Consider the following 15,762-nt stretch of genomic DNA (forward strand, 5'->3'; position numbering starts at 1 on the left):
ATCCGTGGGTTCCTTTGACAGGTTCGCGGCAATAGGAAGGGAATTATGCCATTCCCGTTTCATAATTATTGCGATTCAGAAGCGAAATTACTGCAGGGCAAATGTACTCTAGATTCCCATGGAACCCGGCAAAAGTCGGCACTCAGGGAGGAAAGAATGAACGAGTGGTCACTTAGTCGCCGCGCCGTCATGAAGGCGATGTTTATGGGATCGGCGATGCCCTTGATCTTAAACTCGAGGGCCTTAGCAGCTTCGTGTGGCGATCACATCGTGCGCATCGCCGCAACCGCTTCACCCGATACGATGAACCCATTTGCGACCTGGAGCTCGTTCTGGCCGACGGCTTTCTCCTATGACTTCCTGGTCGCCGTGGACGCCCAGCGCCACGCTGATCGGCAGGGATTTGCCAAGGCGTGGTCCGTTGCGGACGACAAGCTTACCTGGACCTTCAAGATGTGGCCGGACATGAAATGGTCGGATGGCCAACCTGCCACGGCACGGGATGCCGCATTCACCTATAATTACCTGGGTGATTCCATCGGCAAGCCCGACGAGTTGAACATCGGCTGGAACAACACTGACGGCTTGCAAAACGTCGAGTCCATCACAGCCCTTGATGACGAGACTTTGCAAATCGTGACCAAGGTCCCCACCCGCTGGCCAATCGACAACTGGACAATGATTGTTCCAGAGCACATCTGGAAGGACATCAGTTACGCCGATGCCCGCAGCACCTTCCGCAACGACCCGCCGCTCGTGGGCACAGGGCCGATGATCGTTTCGGAGTTTCAGCAGGGTCAATTCGCCCAATTCACGCCGAACAAGTATTTCCGCGCGGGACAGCCGAAGACGGCCGGCATGGTCTTTCACTTCTTCAATTCGGCCGATCTCATCGCCCAGGGTCTGAAGAGTGGCAGCCTTAATTATGGCTTCTACCTGACGGCTGCCCAGTGGGCCGACCTCTCGAAGAATCCCGACATCGTGGTCGGTGAATCGCGCGTCGAGCAGCGGAACTTTTTGGCCTTCAACACTCTATCCGGGAAGGGAGCAGGCAGCACCAAAGCGCTGCAGGATCCGGCGTTTCGCGATGCGATCGGCTACGCGATCGACCAGAAGGCGATCGTCGATCGCGCCCTCCGCGGGCACGGCGACGCCGGCGTTGGGCTGGTGATGCCGGTGGCAACCGATTACTACTCGGACCTAAGTGACCTCAGGCGCCACTTTGATCTCGCCGAGGCGGGTCGCCGGCTCGATGCCGCCGGCTATCAGGACACGAACGGCGACGGCGTCCGGGAGGATAAGGAGGGTAAGAGCTTCCAGCTTGAGCTGATAACCGGGCCTTCGGCCAACATCGAGCTGCCGATCGCGGCCGTGGAGCTGATCGCTGACTGGCTCGGACAAATTGGCGTCCCCGTATCGGTGACCCGGCTCGACGCCGGTGCGCTCGGTGCCCGTTGGCGTGCCCCCGAGAATGCCGGCTGGGATCTGCTCATTGACAACAACTGGTTAACTCCCTTCCCGCACGACCTGCTCATCCTCGGCAGCGGCAGGGCCATCGGCACCAATAACAGATCGTTCTGGGCAAATGAGAAATTCGACAAGCTTCTGTCAGAGGTCGAGGTCACCGTCGACCTCAAGAAAAGCCAGGAGCTGGTCGATCAGGCGGTGCGGCTCATTTACACCGAGGCGCCCTACATAATGCTATGCTACCCTACCCTGCTCGAAGCTCGGCGCAAGGATTGCTTCGAGGGCTGGGGGACACAGGACATGATGTCGATGGTGGGGTACTTTCCGTTCGATCGCCTGAGGCCCGTGTAAGATGGTTTACAATAAGCCGGCAGGCGGGGCAAGCCGGCGTACGGCGAGGATCCTCCTTCGAGCGGCCGTGACGCTTCTAATGGTGGCGACCTTGAACTTCATCCTGTTCAGGGTTATTCCAGGAGACCCTGCCGCGCTTCTGCTTGCCGGGGCGCGTACCAGCGTGACCGCTGAGCAGATCGAGGCGCAGCGCCAAAACTGGGGGCTCGATCGGCCGCTGTTTCCGGACCAGGTGGTCGACTACCTGTCGGCTACTCTTCGTGGCGATTTCGGCTACAGCTTCAAGTTCAGGGGCAGGCATGTCGCTGACCTGATTTTGGAGCGCTTGGCGGCCACAATCGCCCTGGTCGGTCTAGCCCAATTTATCGCGGTCCTGTGCGGGGTCATGCTTGGCCTATATGCGGGTTGGCGCAGAGGAGGAGCCGTCGATTATGTCGTCACGGGAGCCTCTCTGGCGCTCTATTCTACGCCGTCTTTCTGGCTCGGCATGCTCCTGGTGGTGATCTTCAGTACGGCATTGGGCTGGTTTCCGGGCTATGGTGCGTATTCACCTGGCGCTATCAGCGGTTCCCTTGATTGGTTTCTCGATTACCTGCGGCATCTCGTGCTTCCGGTCACGGCGATGGCCCTTGGACTAATCGGCCAATACGTCGTGGTCGCTCGTGCCGCGATGAGCGATGTTGTTACCGAGGACTACATGGTGACCGCGCGCGCCAAGGGGCTGACCGGCGGACAGATGCTGATGCGGCATGCATTTCGAAATGCAATGCTGCCGGTTGTGACCTTGATTAGCCTTAACCTTGGCTATGTAGTGGCAGGTGCCATTACGGTCGAAGCTGTTTTCGCCTGGCCAGGGATCGGCGGCCTCACCGTCGAGGCGCTCAACGCGCGAGACTACCCAGTCCTTCAGGGTATATTCCTGTTGCTGGGTGCATCGATCGTGGTTGCAAACCTCATCGCCGATCTTGCCTACGGCATTCTTGATCCGAGAGTCCGGAAATGAGTGAAAGGATCGTTCAATATTCCCCGCGTAGCCGAGCGCGAGCGATCAGGGACTTTCTACGCAAATTTCTTGGCTATGGTGGGGCTCATCTCGGCCTGTTGTGTCTCGTGTTCTTCCTTGTGCTGGCTGCGGTGCCCAATATCCTCGTGGGCCCACTTGAGACCGTAGCCACCGCAACTGGTGACTTCCTCGCTTCGCCTCAAAGCCAGCATCTTCTGGGGACGGACGAAGTCGGGCGCGACGTGCTCAATCTGGTCGTCCATGGTGCCCGGATCTCGCTTATGATTGCGCTATTGGCGACTGTGATCAGCCTCGTCGTCGGGGCTACGATCGGTATAACGGCTGGCTACTATGGTGGAAGGGTTGACGTCTGGCTGATGCGCTTGACGGACTTCTTTTTCGTCATGCCGTCCTTCGTGCTGGCGCTGGTCATCACACCCATCTTTCTCCAGGTGATGGGGCGGAGCGGCGAAATCCTCGGCTTCCGTCCTTCTCTTTTCGTGATCATTGTCGTTATAGGTATGACAAGCTGGGCGTTCGTCACACGTATCGTTCGAAGCCAGACACTGTCGCTCAAGGAGCGAACATTCGTTGATCGCGCGCGCGTTGCGGGCAGCAGCAATCTCAGCATCATAATGCGGCACATCCTGCCCAATCTCGTGCCGCAAATCGCAGCCAATGGTGCTCTGGTCGTCGCCGGCGCAATTTATGTCGAGACGTCGCTCTCGTTCCTCGGGCTTGGCGATCCGCTGCAGCCTTCATGGGGCACTTTGCTTTCCCTTGCTCAGCGCGCCGGTGCAGCCAGTGCCGGAGCCTGGTGGTACCTCGGCGCCCCCGGACTTTGCGTACTAGTGGTTTCCCTTAGCTTCGTCCTGATTGGAAATGCCCTCGACGACACCTTCAACCCACGCCACAGGGTGATCCCATGATAGACTGCTCTCAAAGCAGGGCGTCGCTTTTGGAGGTTGACGGGCTCACTGTCGACTATCGGCTCAAAGGCCTTTCATTGCGAGCGATCGACGGCGTAAGCTTCGCGCTTCGACCCGGGGAGGCCATTGCGCTCGTTGGTGAATCGGGCAGTGGCAAGACCACAACCGCCATGGCGATCGCGGGTCTCCTGTCTCCAAACGCGCAGGTCAGCGACGGCCAAGTCCATTATCGCGGAGAGCGACTGCTGATCGACAATGACGCGGCGATGCGGCCGCATCGCTGGAGCGAGACATCCGTCGTCTTTCAGGGCGCGATGAATGCGCTTAATCCAGTTCACCGCATCATCAAGCAGATTGCCGAGCCGTGTATGCTGAAGCTCGGCATGTCGCGGGGCGAGGCGACCGCGCGGGCGAGAGAGCTGCTCGAGCTGGTCGGTATTCCGGCCGATCGGGGCGCCGCCTATCCCCACGAATTGTCCGGTGGCATGCGTCAAAGGGTGATGATCGCCATGGCGCTCGCGTGTCGCCCCTCAATCATCATCGGCGACGAGCCGACGACGGCGCTGGATGTCATTACACAGGCTCAGATCCTCAAACTGCTGGATGAGTTGCGAGCGCGGCTTAATCTTGCCCTCATTTTGATCACGCACGATCTTTCTGTTGTTGCCGAGACTTGTGATCGCGTGATGATCATGTACGCGGGCCGCATCGTCGAGGACGGCACTGTCGCTGAGATCTTCGCCACCCCTAAGCACCCGTACACCAGACTGCTGATCGACTCGATTCCGAACCCGGCGAACGGCAAAAAGATGATCCGGCCAATACCCGGTGATCCCCCCAACTTGATCAATCGACCTCCGGGCTGCGCTTTCCATCCGCGTTGCCCGTCGGCTATGGGGGGTTGCGCGACCGAAGTCCCCCGCCTCGATAAGTTTGGGCGAGGACGCGTCGCTTGCCACCTTTATAGGTCCTCGCAAGAAGACAAGGTCGCAGCTCATGCCTGATACCGCCGACTTTCTACGCCTTGAGAGCCTGCAAGTTCATTTTCCTATCCAGGGCGGACTGTTCGACCGTGTCCTGGCCCGACCTGCCGGCGCCGTGCGCGCGGTGGACGGGATCGACCTCAACGTCCGACGGGGTGAGATCGTCGCCCTGGTCGGGGAATCGGGAAGTGGCAAAACCACTGTGGGCCGCGTCATCACCAAGCTTGCCCAGCCGACCGGCGGCAGAATGGTGTTCGAAGGCCGCGATATGACGTCACTTCAAGGCTTGTCGGCTTTGCGCCCCTATCGGCATCGCGTGCAAATGATCTTTCAGGATGCTTATCAGGCGCTCAATCCGCGACACACCGTATTCGATATCGTGGCAGAGCCGCTGCGTTCACTGCGGCTGGTCAAAAACGGCACCCAACTCGCCGAGCGGGTGGGCGACGCTCTTGCGTCCGCCGGGCTGAATCCTCCCGGTGATTTCTTCGACCGCTTCCCACACGAATTATCAGGAGGGCAGCGCCAGCGGGTCGTGATTGCCGGAGCGCTTGCCGTCAGGCCGCAGCTCATCGTCGCCGACGAACCTGTGTCGATGCTCGATGTCTCGATACGCGCTCAGATTCTTCAGGTCCTGGTTGATCTGCGCGACAGACACAACATGGCGCTGCTGTTCATTACCCACGACCTGCCGCTCGCCTGGTTGATCGCCGACCAAATTGCTGTCCTGTACCTTGGGCGGCTGGTCGAGATCGGCAGCGCCGACGAGATCACGTTCAACCCCCGCCATCCGTATACCGTCGCCTTGCGCAATGCCACCCCGCAGATTGGCGGCAGTGCAGGTCGCGCCGAACTGCCGGCCCTGCAGGGCGAGGTTCCAAGCGCCGCACGCGTGCCGAAGGGCTGTCGTTTCCATCCGCGTTGCCCACTGGCCTTCGATCGTTGCAAAGCTGAGGAGCCACCGGCCATCGAAGTCGGACCGCAGCACATGGTCGCATGTTGGCTGGCGAATGATGGCCGGCCCGGTGCTTCTCAGACTTCTTCAGTCCTCGCTTCCGGAACACCTCAAGGCTCCGATCGGTCGCGAACTCGACCGCCTCGAATTACTCCTTGAAAAAGTCAAGCGGTGGACGCGGAGCGGAATGCATTACTGGTTGAGACACGAGACGCGGCAACACCTGCCTCCGCAGCGATGTTGCTGGACATCAAGGGCATTGGACCGGAATTTTTTGATGTGCCCTGGTCGGAAGGGCTGTCCGCAACTTCGATAACAGACGGCGCGGCCTAAGCCGGCTTGGCGCCGACACGCTGGCAGAGTGGGTCTGTCGGCCGTGAGCAACGCGTATCGAAATCCGGCAATTCGCAGCTGCGAACGGGCTGATCCAGCTGCTTTGGCTGCGGCATCAGCGTAAGCGCTCACCTGATCCCCTCCTGCCCAGCCTGAGCTGATCATGCGAAGAAGTCTCCGCTTTGGACGGAGGTGTTTGTATCGAGACAGACGGCAAAATGGAAGTCCATTTGGACGGCTCAAACAGTGGGTTTCCCGGCCGCCTAGAAGTGATCGCAGGTCCGACACGGCGGCGGCAGCGCTCGCAGCGGAGAAGGCGCGGATCGTGGCAGAGAGCTTTATGTTGACCAGCGCACTGCGGTCGTTTCTCTCCTATGTGTGTTTTGGTCGGGAAATCACGTCAGATTTGGCAGCAGCGGTTCCGATCGTGCTCGCGATTATCTCGAAAGACGCTGGCAGGAAGGGCTAGCGCAACGGATTGCAATTGTGGGCCGAAATCAAGTGCCGCGGCTTTCAAGGTAGCAAGGCGACCGTCTACAGGTGGACCGCCGCCCGCAAGGAGCAGTCATCGACCGCTCCACCAAATTCGCGGTGGCGGCGGCCATCGCGCCGGAACTGTGCATGGTTCCTGAGCGAAGACCCGATATCTCTCGATGAGCAGACCGAGCGGTTCCTTCACCATCTCCATGAAATGCGCCGGAGCTTTCGATCGCGGGCGAACTCGCCCGCCGATTTCCTGCAGTGGTACGCGGCGACGATGATGCCGGCCTCGAGCAATGGATCGCCGATGCCACGGATAGTGAACTGGCCTCCCTTGCAGCAGGCATCGGCCATGACATTGAGGCTGTCCGGGCGGCAATCACCCAGCCCTGGAGCACGAGCCCCGTCGAAGGTCAGATCAACCGTCTGAAGACGATCAGGCGGACAGCCTCTGCATTGCAAGGGATTCTTTCGGTAACGTCGCACCGGCGGGTGCAGCCATGTGTCCGGCCTGTTGGTGCGGCATAACACGGCCGCTGGCCCTGATATGATCCGCAGATCGGGTCCCAATCAAATGTCCGTAGTAGATGTTGCTCCGCTTCCAACGGGTTCTCCTGATCCCGGCTCTGCCGGTAGTTCGTCACGTCATCATCAGCACTTGCAATTCGGTATCGGTGAGGTTGGCCTAGTTATCCAGCTATAGCAGCATTCGCGGTAGGATCTTTCTGATTCCGATAGTCCTGCTTTCGGGTTAGCAGCGCCAAGCAGTGCGCGCCATCTTATAGGCGAGGGCCACTGTGACCAAACGTGCAGGCTTACGATCAAGAAGAGCGCGGAGCCATTCGTTTCCGGAGGTCTTGGTTCTGCCGTAGCGCAAAACAGCCGTTGCTCTGATCACCAGAAGCTTGCGGACGTTTCGGATTTCCCTGTCGGAGATCCGCCCGAGCCTTTCCTTGCCTCCACTTGAGCTTTGCCTCGGGAAAAGGCCAAGCCAAGCCACGAATTCGCGACTACTGCGAAAATAACGGGGATCCAGAATCGTTGCTGCGATGGCGGAGGCAACGATTGGGCTGACACAGTTGTGTGCGTCAAGTTCTGCAAAATGGCGTGGCATTGCGGTGACGTCTGCGGATTCCGACGTGAAGCCGGCCGCCATTCCGATCAAACACCGGCGACCATTCCGGTATGAAGCCGGCCACCATTCCAGCCAAAGACCGGCCGGTTTTCGGCACTGAAGATTACCTCCTGGGTCAGCAACTTTGGCATCAATTACCTCGCGATGAACGAGGACATTTTGATGCCGGCAAAGAGAAGGCTGACCATGAGACAGTTGAGACAAATGCTTCGGCTTGCCGGAAGCGGGAAGTTGTGTGCATCAAGTTCTGCAAAATGGTGTGGCATTGCGGTCACGTCGGCGTGTCCGCCGCGCAGCCCCCGTGTTTAGCGGAGCGGCGGACACATGACGGTGCTCAGGCGGCCAAGGCCCTCAGGCTCTCCTTCTTGTGCTCGCGCAGATGATCCATGTTGAGGTAGCGGGTCGCCTCGAGCCAGTTCTCGTGGATCTCGACCGCCAGCGCCCGAACCAGCCGCAGACAACTCCGCGGGTTGGGGAAGATGCGAACGACCAGGGTGCGCCGCTTGATCTCCTGGTTCAGCCGCTCCAGCATGTTCGTAACCGGTATGATCATGACGGTGCCATCCGATCCCCGCTGGAGATGAGCGATTTTCGGCGTATGGTGCGACCATCCGGGACAGGGGCACCGGGAGCACGCCAAGTGCGGGCAGGCCGATGTATTCGATGAGCTGCGAGCTCGCGTTAGTAGCTGGCCGCCCCTGCGACCTGCCCGGTTGCGCCGAGAGCGCGGATCCGTAGGTGTCGCGTCGCCCGCCGGCTCCCGACTGTTTGAGGAGAGGGAGCCGATGAGACGTGTGATTGGAATGGACATCCACCGCACCTTTGCGGAGGTGGTGGTTTGGGAAGGCGGCCGGCTGCGCCATCACGGACGGGTCGACATGACCCGCTCGGGACTGGAAGGGTTCCGCCGCAGTTTGCGACGGACGGATGAGGTTGTCGTCGAGGCCACGGGCAACGCCATGGCGGTGGTGCGGGTTCTGTCGCCCTATGTCGGCCGGGTGATTGTCGCCAACCCGATGCAGGTGAAGGCGATCGCCCATGCCAGGATTAAGACCGACAAGATCGATGCCGGCGTTCTGGCGCAGCTCCATGCCAGCGGCTTTCTCCCGGAGGTCTGGGTACCTGACGAGCGGACCGAGCGGCTTCGCCGCCTCGTCCCGCGGCGCAACCAGATCGTTCGGCATCGCACGCGCGTGAAGAACGAGGTGCATGGCATCCTGCAGGCGCACCTCGTGCCGAAGTGCCCGCATGCCGATCCGTTCAACAATCGCGGTCGCGCCTGGCTCGAGCGGCAGGTGCTTCCCGACGACGAGCGGGCCGCTATCGCCCGCCACATCCGCGAGATCGATCGCGTCCCCATGCCCGCGCCATGCTGGTCGAGGCCGCCTGGGCGGCGGCGAAAGCGCCCGGACCGCTCAGGGCCTTCTTCCTACGCATCCGCAACAAGCGTGGTCATCAGGTCGCAGCTGTGGCGGTCGCCCGCAAGCTCGCCGTGCTGATCTGGCATCTGCTGACAAAGGAGCAGGACTACTTCTGGGCTCGCCCGGCGCTGGTGGCGGCAAAGCAGAGGCAGCTCGCTCTCAAGGCCGGCGCGCCGGGCGAGCGCGGTGTCGGTCGCCGCGGTTCGGCTTACGCCTACAACGTGAAGGAGTTGCGAAACAGCGAGAAAGCCGCGGCCGAGAATGCCGAACGTGCCTACGAGCTAATGGTTCGGCATTGGCGGTCACGCGGGCCGAAGCGGCGCACGGACGCCACAAACGAGGAACGACTATAACGGCTGCGTGGCGGCACTCTCATCCTCTCGCACCACTCTTTGCCACGTGGTCGTCCGTGCCGGACAAATATAGCACAAGGAAATCTGGCGGCACGACCGACGCCCTCGGTCCGCTCCAGAACGGCGCCGTGCTCGACGCCGTCAAGGCGTGGCCTGGAAACCTCGCAGCCGGCCGCGGCGCCATCGCACCGGCCAGCCTTGACTGCGTCTCGACACGCTCGCATGGGAAATCCTGTGGGCCGGGACGAAGAAACAGGCTCACCTGAGCCGAACAAAGAAACGCAACAGGAATCGAAAAAGTCGAAATCAGGCTTGTCGATGTCATCCGTCGACTTCATGTGCTTGTGGTGAGCTAGCGGCAGCCGATAGAAGCTCAGCGTCTCCTCGATGTTATCCTCCACCCAGTTGACCAGCTTCGGATATTTGGCCTGCCATTTGGCAATCCACTGCGCCAGGTCGCGTTTGACCTCGGCAAGGTCGCGGCGGTCGTAGAACCATCTGAGCTCCATCAGGCAATCGTCGTCGCCTTGCGCGGCACGTAGTCGAGCGCGTTTCTGAGGAAGTGCACGTAGCAGCGCTGCCAGACCGCTTCGGGCAGCACTTCGCGGATTGCCGCCCTGAGCCCCGGATGGTCGTCGGAGACGACGAACTCGACGCCGGCGAGCCCGCGATTCTTGAGCCCCGTCACGAACTCGCGCCAGCTCGAATGGCTCTCCCGGTTGGCCAGCTCAACGCCCAGAACCTGGCGCCGGCCCTCCCAATCCACGCCGATCGCCACCAGCACCGCCTGGCTGGCGATCACGCCCGCCTCGCGAGCCCGCTCGTAGCGCGCGTCCAAGATGAGATACGGATAGCTTTCCTCGAGCCGCCGCGTGAAGAACGCCTTGAGCGCCTCATCCAGCCGCATCGTCGCCTCGCTCACCGTCGAGGCCGAGAAAGAGTGGCCGCACAATTCCTCCGTCACCGCCTTCACCTTGCGGAAAGAAGTGAAATGATTCGATCAGGCGGTCTGGGTTAGGCCCCTTCTGCCGAGATAAACGCAAAGGCGGCCCGGGCTCTCGCGGCGAACTCGTTATAATGAACAGCTCTCGCAGGCAAAGATGCTGTTGTAATTGGTCGGTCGAATATTGTCGGAAAACCCATGCGACGCTGCTGGGCGCAGCTGAGGCGACGGTGAGGCGCCGGCGTCAACATGGCTGAAGTATCGCCGAGCGATCGATTGCTCCCGTCTGGTCCATCGACGAGACCTGAAACAGCCAAACGTGGCGCCGCTATGAGGCCGGGCGATCGAGCGCGCTGTGCATTTCGAGGCGGGGCTTCCACTGTCATCTATGCCGAAGCCGTGCGCATTGCCGGCCATATCACCGAGGCCGAGCGGCTTCTGCGAGAGGCCGCAAGGGCATTCTCAAGGCCACTCCGAGCTTCCGCCCGATACGGCAGGAGAGGGCCGCTAGTCGCGACCAGGTAGGTCGTCGGCACTTGCGATTGGAATAGCCCATAGGTGCGATAGTCCACTGCACAGCGCAGGCTGATGGGACTCACCAAAACGCACATGGCAGCACCCGTCTTGCGCAAGGCGCCGCGCAACGCTCAAGCCAATAAGCGCAAAGGCGCGTCATGTCGATGTCGGCCATGTCACGATATGGCCCTGAGATCGCTCAACAGATCGGCTGCGACAAGCTCGTCCGGATGGGTCATCGCAGATCACCTAATCCATCGGGTGGTGGATAAAGACGCGGGAAATTTCGCGGGCGGCACCCAAAGCTGACGCTTGATGGGAACCGCCCGCGCGGCCAGACGGGAGGATGTCGGCCTTTACTCGGTGAACCATGCGCGCTCGGCCAGGAGCGAACCGTCCATGCTGCGACCAAGTCGGATTCGACGCCTTGCACCTTGGTGCTGTAGCCCTCCAAAGATGCCGGGAAGGCGAAGATGCAGTTGCATGGTGCGGTTGATCGCCTCGATCGCGCGCGGGTCGCGGCCGAGCAGCGCCGGTGCCAGTGTCGCGATACCGGCCCGGATGCCGGGTCCATGCGCTGGCAGGTAGGTGTTACCCCAAGGGCAGCCTTCGCCCCAGCGGGACAGGCCGGCATCCGTGTCGATGCGAACGAAGGTCCCGTCGAGTTTCTCGAATTTTAGCCGACTGCCGGACAGCCAGTAAGGGCTTCGTGAGCGGAAGCTCGTGCTGCCACACGCAAGTCCGGATGATCTTCATAGCAGGCCGCGCTCCTCCAGCACGTTCCCGGCGACACGAAAGTATTCAAGCGCCTGCGGCACTCCACAATAGATACCGACGACATGTATCGCGGCGCGGCATCCCGCTGCCCCGCGCGGCAATATGACCGGCAGGTGGCCTCCGTCCAACCTAGACAACTTAAGCGAAATCACAACGGACGGAGCCACTCAACCGCTTCCCCGCCCAATCCCGAGTTTCGGGTCAGGCTCTCACTGCCGGATTTCGCGCAGATGCATCAACAATCTGGCATGTTCGCGTCAAAGGTACTCCAAGTTTGGTCTGCAATGTAATTCTGATCATTTTAGCCTACCTGGCGGTTCAGGCGGCACTAGCCGTCCATGGATTTCTCTGTGAGTAGGCCGACCGGAGCTTTCGCAGGGCACTCCTGCGACTTGGACATCAACGTAATACCCAGTCAAAATTGGATTTCACGGCTACACTTCGAGGGAAACTACAGTAGCTAGGTACATGATAACCGAGAAGAGAGCAAAACTAATGGCAGTTTCATCCATTTTCGTCCGCAGAGCGGCCATCACTGCGAATGGCAGGTTGGCAGAGACGCTATCATTCAACGTTGCTTAAGTTTGGTGTGAAAATGACTAATCAAACGTTCACTGTTATCGAGAATGAATGGATTTCTCTAAAGGATGGGGTACGCCTCGCTGCGCGCATTTGGCTGCCCGACGGATCAGAAAAGGCGCCGGTTCCGGCGGTTCTCGAATTTCATCCTTATCGCAAGCGACCTGAGAATTTGCGTGACGAGTCTTCTTTTCCTGCTTTTGCAGTCGCCGGCATTGCGGGTTTGCATGTTGATATTCGCGGTTCGGGAGAGTCGGAGGGCGCTATCGATGGAGAATATACGTCTCTCGAACTTGCTGATGCCGCTGAAGTAATCGCATGGATCGCCGCGCAGTCGTGGTGCAACGGCAACGTAGGTATGATGGGTCTCTCGTGGAGTGGTTTCAACACTTTGCAGGTCGCTGCGATGAAGCCACCCGCCTTGAAGGCCGTCATTTCGGTTGCTTCGACCGTCGATCGATATAACGACGATATCCACTACAAAAACGGCGTTCATCTTTCAGATCAATTTTCTTGGGCGGCTACTATGCTGTCTATCATGGCTCGGGCCCCTGACCCGTCACTCGTCGGTGACCGTTGGCGCGCGATGTGGCTCGAGCGCCTTGAAAGTGAGCCCTTTTTCATCCGAGATTGGCTGTCTCACCAGCGTCGCGATGAGTTCTGGAAACACGGTTCGATCTGCGAGAACTTTGCTGAATTGTCGGTACCTGCTCTAGTCATTGCCGGATGGTATGACGGTTATCGCAACACGCCCTTTAAGGCTGTCGAAGGTAATCCGTTGAAGGTGAAGGCTCTAGTTGGGCCCTGGGTTCACGAGTGGCCGCATTTGGCCAACCCGAAACCACGCGCGGACTTTGTTACCGAGGCTATTGATTGGTGGAACCACTGGCTTCGTGATGAACCAAATGGGGCGTCCGACATATCGCAAGTGCGTGCCTTCATCCTTGATGGCGCAAGACCAATGGTCAAATTTGAACGCGCGCCCGGCTACTGGATTGCAAAAAAGAAGTGGCACGCTCCGGAAATGTGCGACCTTTCGCTGGATGCTTCGTGCAAGCTGGCGGCAGACCCAAGTCAAACAGCGATCGGACGCAGGCTCTTGCGCTCGCCGCTCGATACTGGGACGGCCGCAGGGCATTGGTACGTGACTAGCAGCGGGTTAGAGTTTCCGGGCGATCAGCGTATTGATGATGGCGGTTCGCTGATTTTCGAGAGCGACGTTCTCAAGCAGGAAATGGTCCTGCTGGGAACGCCACGATTGCAGTTAGTACTCTTCAGTGACTCCCCTTTAGCGAACATCGCTGTCCGCCTCATCGATGTTTATCCTGACGGCACAGAAGCGCGAGTATCGTTTGGTTTGTTGAATCTGGCTCACCGCAACAGCGACGCTCCCACCCTGCTGACACCGGGGCATGACGAACGCGTCACCGTCTCTCTGGACGCCTGCGGCTACCGTATTGCCCCTGGACACAAGGTTCGGGTAGCTCTTTCAACTGCCTACTGGCCCATGATGCTTCCTCCGCCTTATGACGCTACGCTCAGCGTCGAATTGCCTAGCTTCAAACTTTCGCTCCCTCTGCTAGGCAAGCACGAACGCATTGACATTCCGGAACCAGCGCCTGTCAAACCTGCTCCAATCTCTGAAACAATAGCGGCCGGTGAAAGCAGACGCTGGATGGAACGTGACTTGGACAATGGTCTCACCCATTATAGCAAGGTTTCCAAAGGGGCTCGTAGCCGTAGTCTCGATCACAAGCTTGTCTATGGGGGCGACTTTGAGGATAGATGGACAATCGGAACGAGCGACCCACTATCGCTGACGGGTGAGTGCCGCCGAACATCGATTCTTTCACGAGAAGGATGGGAGACCGAGACAAATTGCGCCTCTAGGCTCTCCTGCACAAAGACTGAATGGATTATTTCAGAGGAAATTGAGGCGTTCCACAATGGTGTGAGGGTCTTTTCTCGCATACGCAGTGAGCGCATTCCTAGAGATCTCATGTGACAGGCGCTGAGTAGATTTAAAGAATAAGTCGCCACTCAGATAGCCGCGCGTACTACTATCCGGCTCCGCCTAGCTTTGCGGGTCTTATTCTTTTCCTTGTTTAAGGCAGCGGGCACCGGCACGATCGTTTCTTCACACTCTTTCGCGGGAACATCAGGAGCGGCATTGAGAGTAGCGAGTGTGTCGAGCATGGCCGACGACGAGATCATCCTTTCGGAACTCTCCGACGACGAGTTGGTGCAGCAGATGCACGACGATCTTTATGACGGGTTGAAGGAAGAAATCGAGGAAGGCACCAATATCCTTCTCGAGCGCGGCTGGGCGCCTTACAAGGTGTTAACCGAGGCTCTGGTCGAGGGCATGCGCATCGTCGGCGCGGACTTCCGCGACGGCATCCTGTTCGTTCCCGAAGTGCTGCTGTCGGCCAACGCGATGAAGGCCGGCATGTTCATCCTGCGTCCGCTGCTTGTCGCCACCGGCGCGCCGAAGCAGGGCAAGATGGTGATCGGCACCGTTCACGAGCCAGACGGTGGTGACCTCGCTTTCCGTGAGACTGATCGGCGTGACTCGGAAGGTCAGAGAGTGGTCTGGCAGGAAGTGGCTCCAGGTCGTCGGATAATGGAACTTCAGCAGCGTGCCTGCATCGGGCAGAGCCACGTGGCCAAGATTCTTGCGAACGGCAGTCTTGCCGTCGAGCGTGTAACTCACGGCCCTTTGCTGCAACGGCATCCGCGCAAGGCGAAATTGGCCGCTGTCGGCGATCCGGAACTGCGCAGGCGCGCCTGAGGCTTCGCAACGGTCAAAATGCGCCTGAAGGGTCGCCGAGACCGACCCGTCGGCAGACACGCCCGCCACTTCCGGGTCGAGCGAGAAGGAACGACAGAGCGACGGGTGGTTGCTGCTGCAATGGTAGCATTCGCGATTGTTTTCCCACACAAGCTTCCAGTTGGCCGTCTCGATGATGGTCGACGTATACGCGACCTTCGCATTGCTAAGGTCATGGACCTCAAGATAGGGCAGGGCCAGTTTGGCAAAGGGTGCGAAATCTGGTGGGGTATCCGACAGACAGACGTAGATCAGGCCGGCCAGATTGCGCAGATGAACAGGCTTCAGGCCGTATCTGGACATGTCGAAGTCAGGCCCCATGTCATTCGCCCAGATCAGCTGGCCGTCAAGCTCGTAGGTCCACTGGTGATAGGGGCAGACGAGTTTGGCCACTTGACCTTCGCGGGCCTTGCAGATCATCGAGCCGCGATGACGGCAAGAATTATGGAAAGCGCGGATTTCACCATCGCGGCCCCGAACTATGATCACCTCATAAGCACCGACGCGCATCGTCACGAAGCCACCCGCTTTCGCAAGCTGGCACGCCGGCGCCGCATAGAGCCATTCCTGGTAGAAGATGTGCTCGAGATCGAGCTGGTAAATCGTCGGCGATGTATAAAACGGCTGCTCAAGGGCATGGCCCGAGACGCGGCGCGCTAGCAACTCTTGGATGGAGGGCGAGGGGACGTTCATGCCGAAGTTCCATA

9 protein-coding genes and 7 pseudogenes are annotated in these 15,762 nt (G+C 59.5%); 11 read left to right on the top strand and 5 right to left on the bottom strand.

Annotated features, from left to right (window positions below; translation table 11 throughout):
* Positions 1 to 156: 156 nt before the first annotated feature.
* From NKJ15_RS27520 to NKJ15_RS33095, 6 genes and pseudogenes are all read left to right on the top strand, one after another.
* Positions 157 to 1,818, top strand: a complete 1,662-nt coding sequence (locus NKJ15_RS27520; RefSeq protein ID WP_352818911.1) for an ABC transporter substrate-binding protein — start codon at positions 157 to 159, stop codon at positions 1,816 to 1,818.
* Between the two features lies 1 nt (position 1,819).
* Complete coding sequence (locus NKJ15_RS27525) at positions 1,820 to 2,821, top strand: ABC transporter permease (protein WP_352818914.1); 1,002 nt, start codon at positions 1,820 to 1,822, stop codon at positions 2,819 to 2,821.
* Positions 2,818 to 3,750 (top strand): ABC transporter permease, encoded by a 933-nt coding sequence (locus NKJ15_RS27530; RefSeq protein WP_352818917.1) that lies wholly within the window; start codon positions 2,818 to 2,820, stop codon positions 3,748 to 3,750. The genes NKJ15_RS27525 and NKJ15_RS27530 overlap by 4 nt, the downstream gene beginning before the upstream one ends.
* Complete coding sequence (locus NKJ15_RS27535; protein WP_352818919.1) at positions 3,747 to 4,754, top strand: ABC transporter ATP-binding protein; 1,008 nt, start codon at positions 3,747 to 3,749, stop codon at positions 4,752 to 4,754. The genes NKJ15_RS27530 and NKJ15_RS27535 overlap by 4 nt, the downstream gene beginning before the upstream one ends.
* Positions 4,747 to 5,847: an ABC transporter ATP-binding protein gene (locus NKJ15_RS27540; protein ID WP_352818922.1), complete on the top strand. Its 1,101-nt coding sequence runs from the start codon at positions 4,747 to 4,749 to the stop codon at positions 5,845 to 5,847. The genes NKJ15_RS27535 and NKJ15_RS27540 overlap by 8 nt, the downstream gene beginning before the upstream one ends.
* 72 nt (positions 5,848 to 5,919) lie before the next feature.
* Positions 5,920 to 6,140 (top strand): annotated as a pseudogene (locus tag NKJ15_RS33095) (transposase); the annotation flags it as partial.
* A 556-nt stretch (positions 6,141 to 6,696) separates the two neighbouring features.
* Here the strand turns inward: NKJ15_RS33095 and NKJ15_RS27550 are convergent.
* Positions 6,697 to 6,855, bottom strand: a complete 159-nt coding sequence (locus NKJ15_RS27550; protein ID WP_352818923.1) for a hypothetical protein — start codon at positions 6,853 to 6,855, stop codon at positions 6,697 to 6,699.
* Between NKJ15_RS27550 and NKJ15_RS33100 the strand changes: the two are divergent.
* A pseudogene (locus NKJ15_RS33100) lies at positions 6,826 to 7,029 on the top strand (hypothetical protein); the annotation flags it as partial. The gene NKJ15_RS27550 and the pseudogene NKJ15_RS33100 overlap by 30 nt on opposite strands.
* 223 nt (positions 7,030 to 7,252) lie before the next feature.
* On the opposite strand, the gene NKJ15_RS27555 reads toward NKJ15_RS33100, so the two are convergent.
* On the bottom strand, positions 7,253 to 7,657 hold the full coding sequence (locus tag NKJ15_RS27555) for a transposase (protein ID WP_352818926.1): 405 nt from the start codon (positions 7,655 to 7,657) through the stop codon (positions 7,253 to 7,255).
* 313 nt (positions 7,658 to 7,970) lie between these two features.
* A pseudogene (locus NKJ15_RS27560) lies at positions 7,971 to 8,174 on the bottom strand (transposase); the annotation flags it as partial.
* A 247-nt stretch (positions 8,175 to 8,421) separates the two neighbouring features.
* On the opposite strand from NKJ15_RS27560, the pseudogene NKJ15_RS27565 reads away from it, so the two are divergent.
* Positions 8,422 to 9,410 (top strand): annotated as a pseudogene (locus tag NKJ15_RS27565) (IS110 family transposase).
* Positions 9,411 to 9,721: 311 nt separating this feature from the next.
* Here NKJ15_RS27565 and NKJ15_RS27570 read toward each other — a convergent pair.
* A pseudogene (locus NKJ15_RS27570) lies at positions 9,722 to 10,395 on the bottom strand (IS256 family transposase); the annotation flags it as partial.
* A gap of 102 nt (positions 10,396 to 10,497) precedes the next feature.
* On the opposite strand from NKJ15_RS27570, the pseudogene NKJ15_RS33105 reads away from it, so the two are divergent.
* The 3 genes and pseudogenes from NKJ15_RS33105 to NKJ15_RS27580 form a co-directional block, all read left to right on the top strand.
* A pseudogene (locus NKJ15_RS33105) lies at positions 10,498 to 10,586 on the top strand (bifunctional methylenetetrahydrofolate dehydrogenase/methenyltetrahydrofolate cyclohydrolase); the annotation flags it as partial.
* Positions 10,587 to 12,241: 1,655 nt separating this feature from the next.
* Positions 12,242 to 14,230, top strand: coding sequence for a CocE/NonD family hydrolase (locus NKJ15_RS27575; RefSeq protein WP_352818929.1), 1,989 nt, complete (start codon positions 12,242 to 12,244; stop codon positions 14,228 to 14,230).
* Between the two features lie 246 nt (positions 14,231 to 14,476).
* Positions 14,477 to 14,626, top strand: a pseudogene (locus NKJ15_RS27580) (B12-binding domain-containing protein); the annotation flags it as partial.
* On the opposite strand, the gene NKJ15_RS27585 reads toward NKJ15_RS27580, so the two are convergent.
* Entirely contained in the window at positions 14,567 to 15,748 is a 1,182-nt protein-coding gene (locus NKJ15_RS27585) for an aromatic ring-hydroxylating oxygenase subunit alpha (RefSeq protein ID WP_352818932.1), read from the bottom strand. The pseudogene NKJ15_RS27580 and the gene NKJ15_RS27585 overlap by 60 nt on opposite strands.
* Positions 15,749 to 15,762 lie beyond the last annotated feature (14 nt).

This window comes from Mesorhizobium sp. M0207 (assembly GCF_040321995.1).
Classification (GTDB): Bacteria; Pseudomonadota; Alphaproteobacteria; order Rhizobiales; family Rhizobiaceae; genus Mesorhizobium.

Bases quoted from the DNA above. Each gene is read 5' to 3' on its own strand.
- NKJ15_RS27525 (WP_352818914.1), top strand. From the start codon at position 1,820: ATGGTTTACAATAAGCCGGCAGGCGGGGCAAGCCGGCGTACGGCGAGG.
- NKJ15_RS27575 (WP_352818929.1), top strand. From the start codon at position 12,242: ATGACTAATCAAACGTTCACTGTTATCGAGAATGAATGGATTTCTCTA.
- NKJ15_RS27550 (WP_352818923.1), bottom strand. From the start codon at position 6,855: ATGGCCGATGCCTGCTGCAAGGGAGGCCAGTTCACTATCCGTGGCATC.
- NKJ15_RS27540 (WP_352818922.1), top strand. From the start codon at position 4,747: ATGCCTGATACCGCCGACTTTCTACGCCTTGAGAGCCTGCAAGTTCAT.
- NKJ15_RS27585 (WP_352818932.1), bottom strand. From the start codon at position 15,748: ATGAACGTCCCCTCGCCCTCCATCCAAGAGTTGCTAGCGCGCCGCGTC.
- NKJ15_RS27555 (WP_352818926.1), bottom strand. From the start codon at position 7,657: ATGGCGGCCGGCTTCACGTCGGAATCCGCAGACGTCACCGCAATGCCA.
- NKJ15_RS27535 (WP_352818919.1), top strand. From the start codon at position 3,747: ATGATAGACTGCTCTCAAAGCAGGGCGTCGCTTTTGGAGGTTGACGGG.
- NKJ15_RS27520 (WP_352818911.1), top strand. From the start codon at position 157: ATGAACGAGTGGTCACTTAGTCGCCGCGCCGTCATGAAGGCGATGTTT.
- NKJ15_RS27530 (WP_352818917.1), top strand. From the start codon at position 2,818: ATGAGTGAAAGGATCGTTCAATATTCCCCGCGTAGCCGAGCGCGAGCG.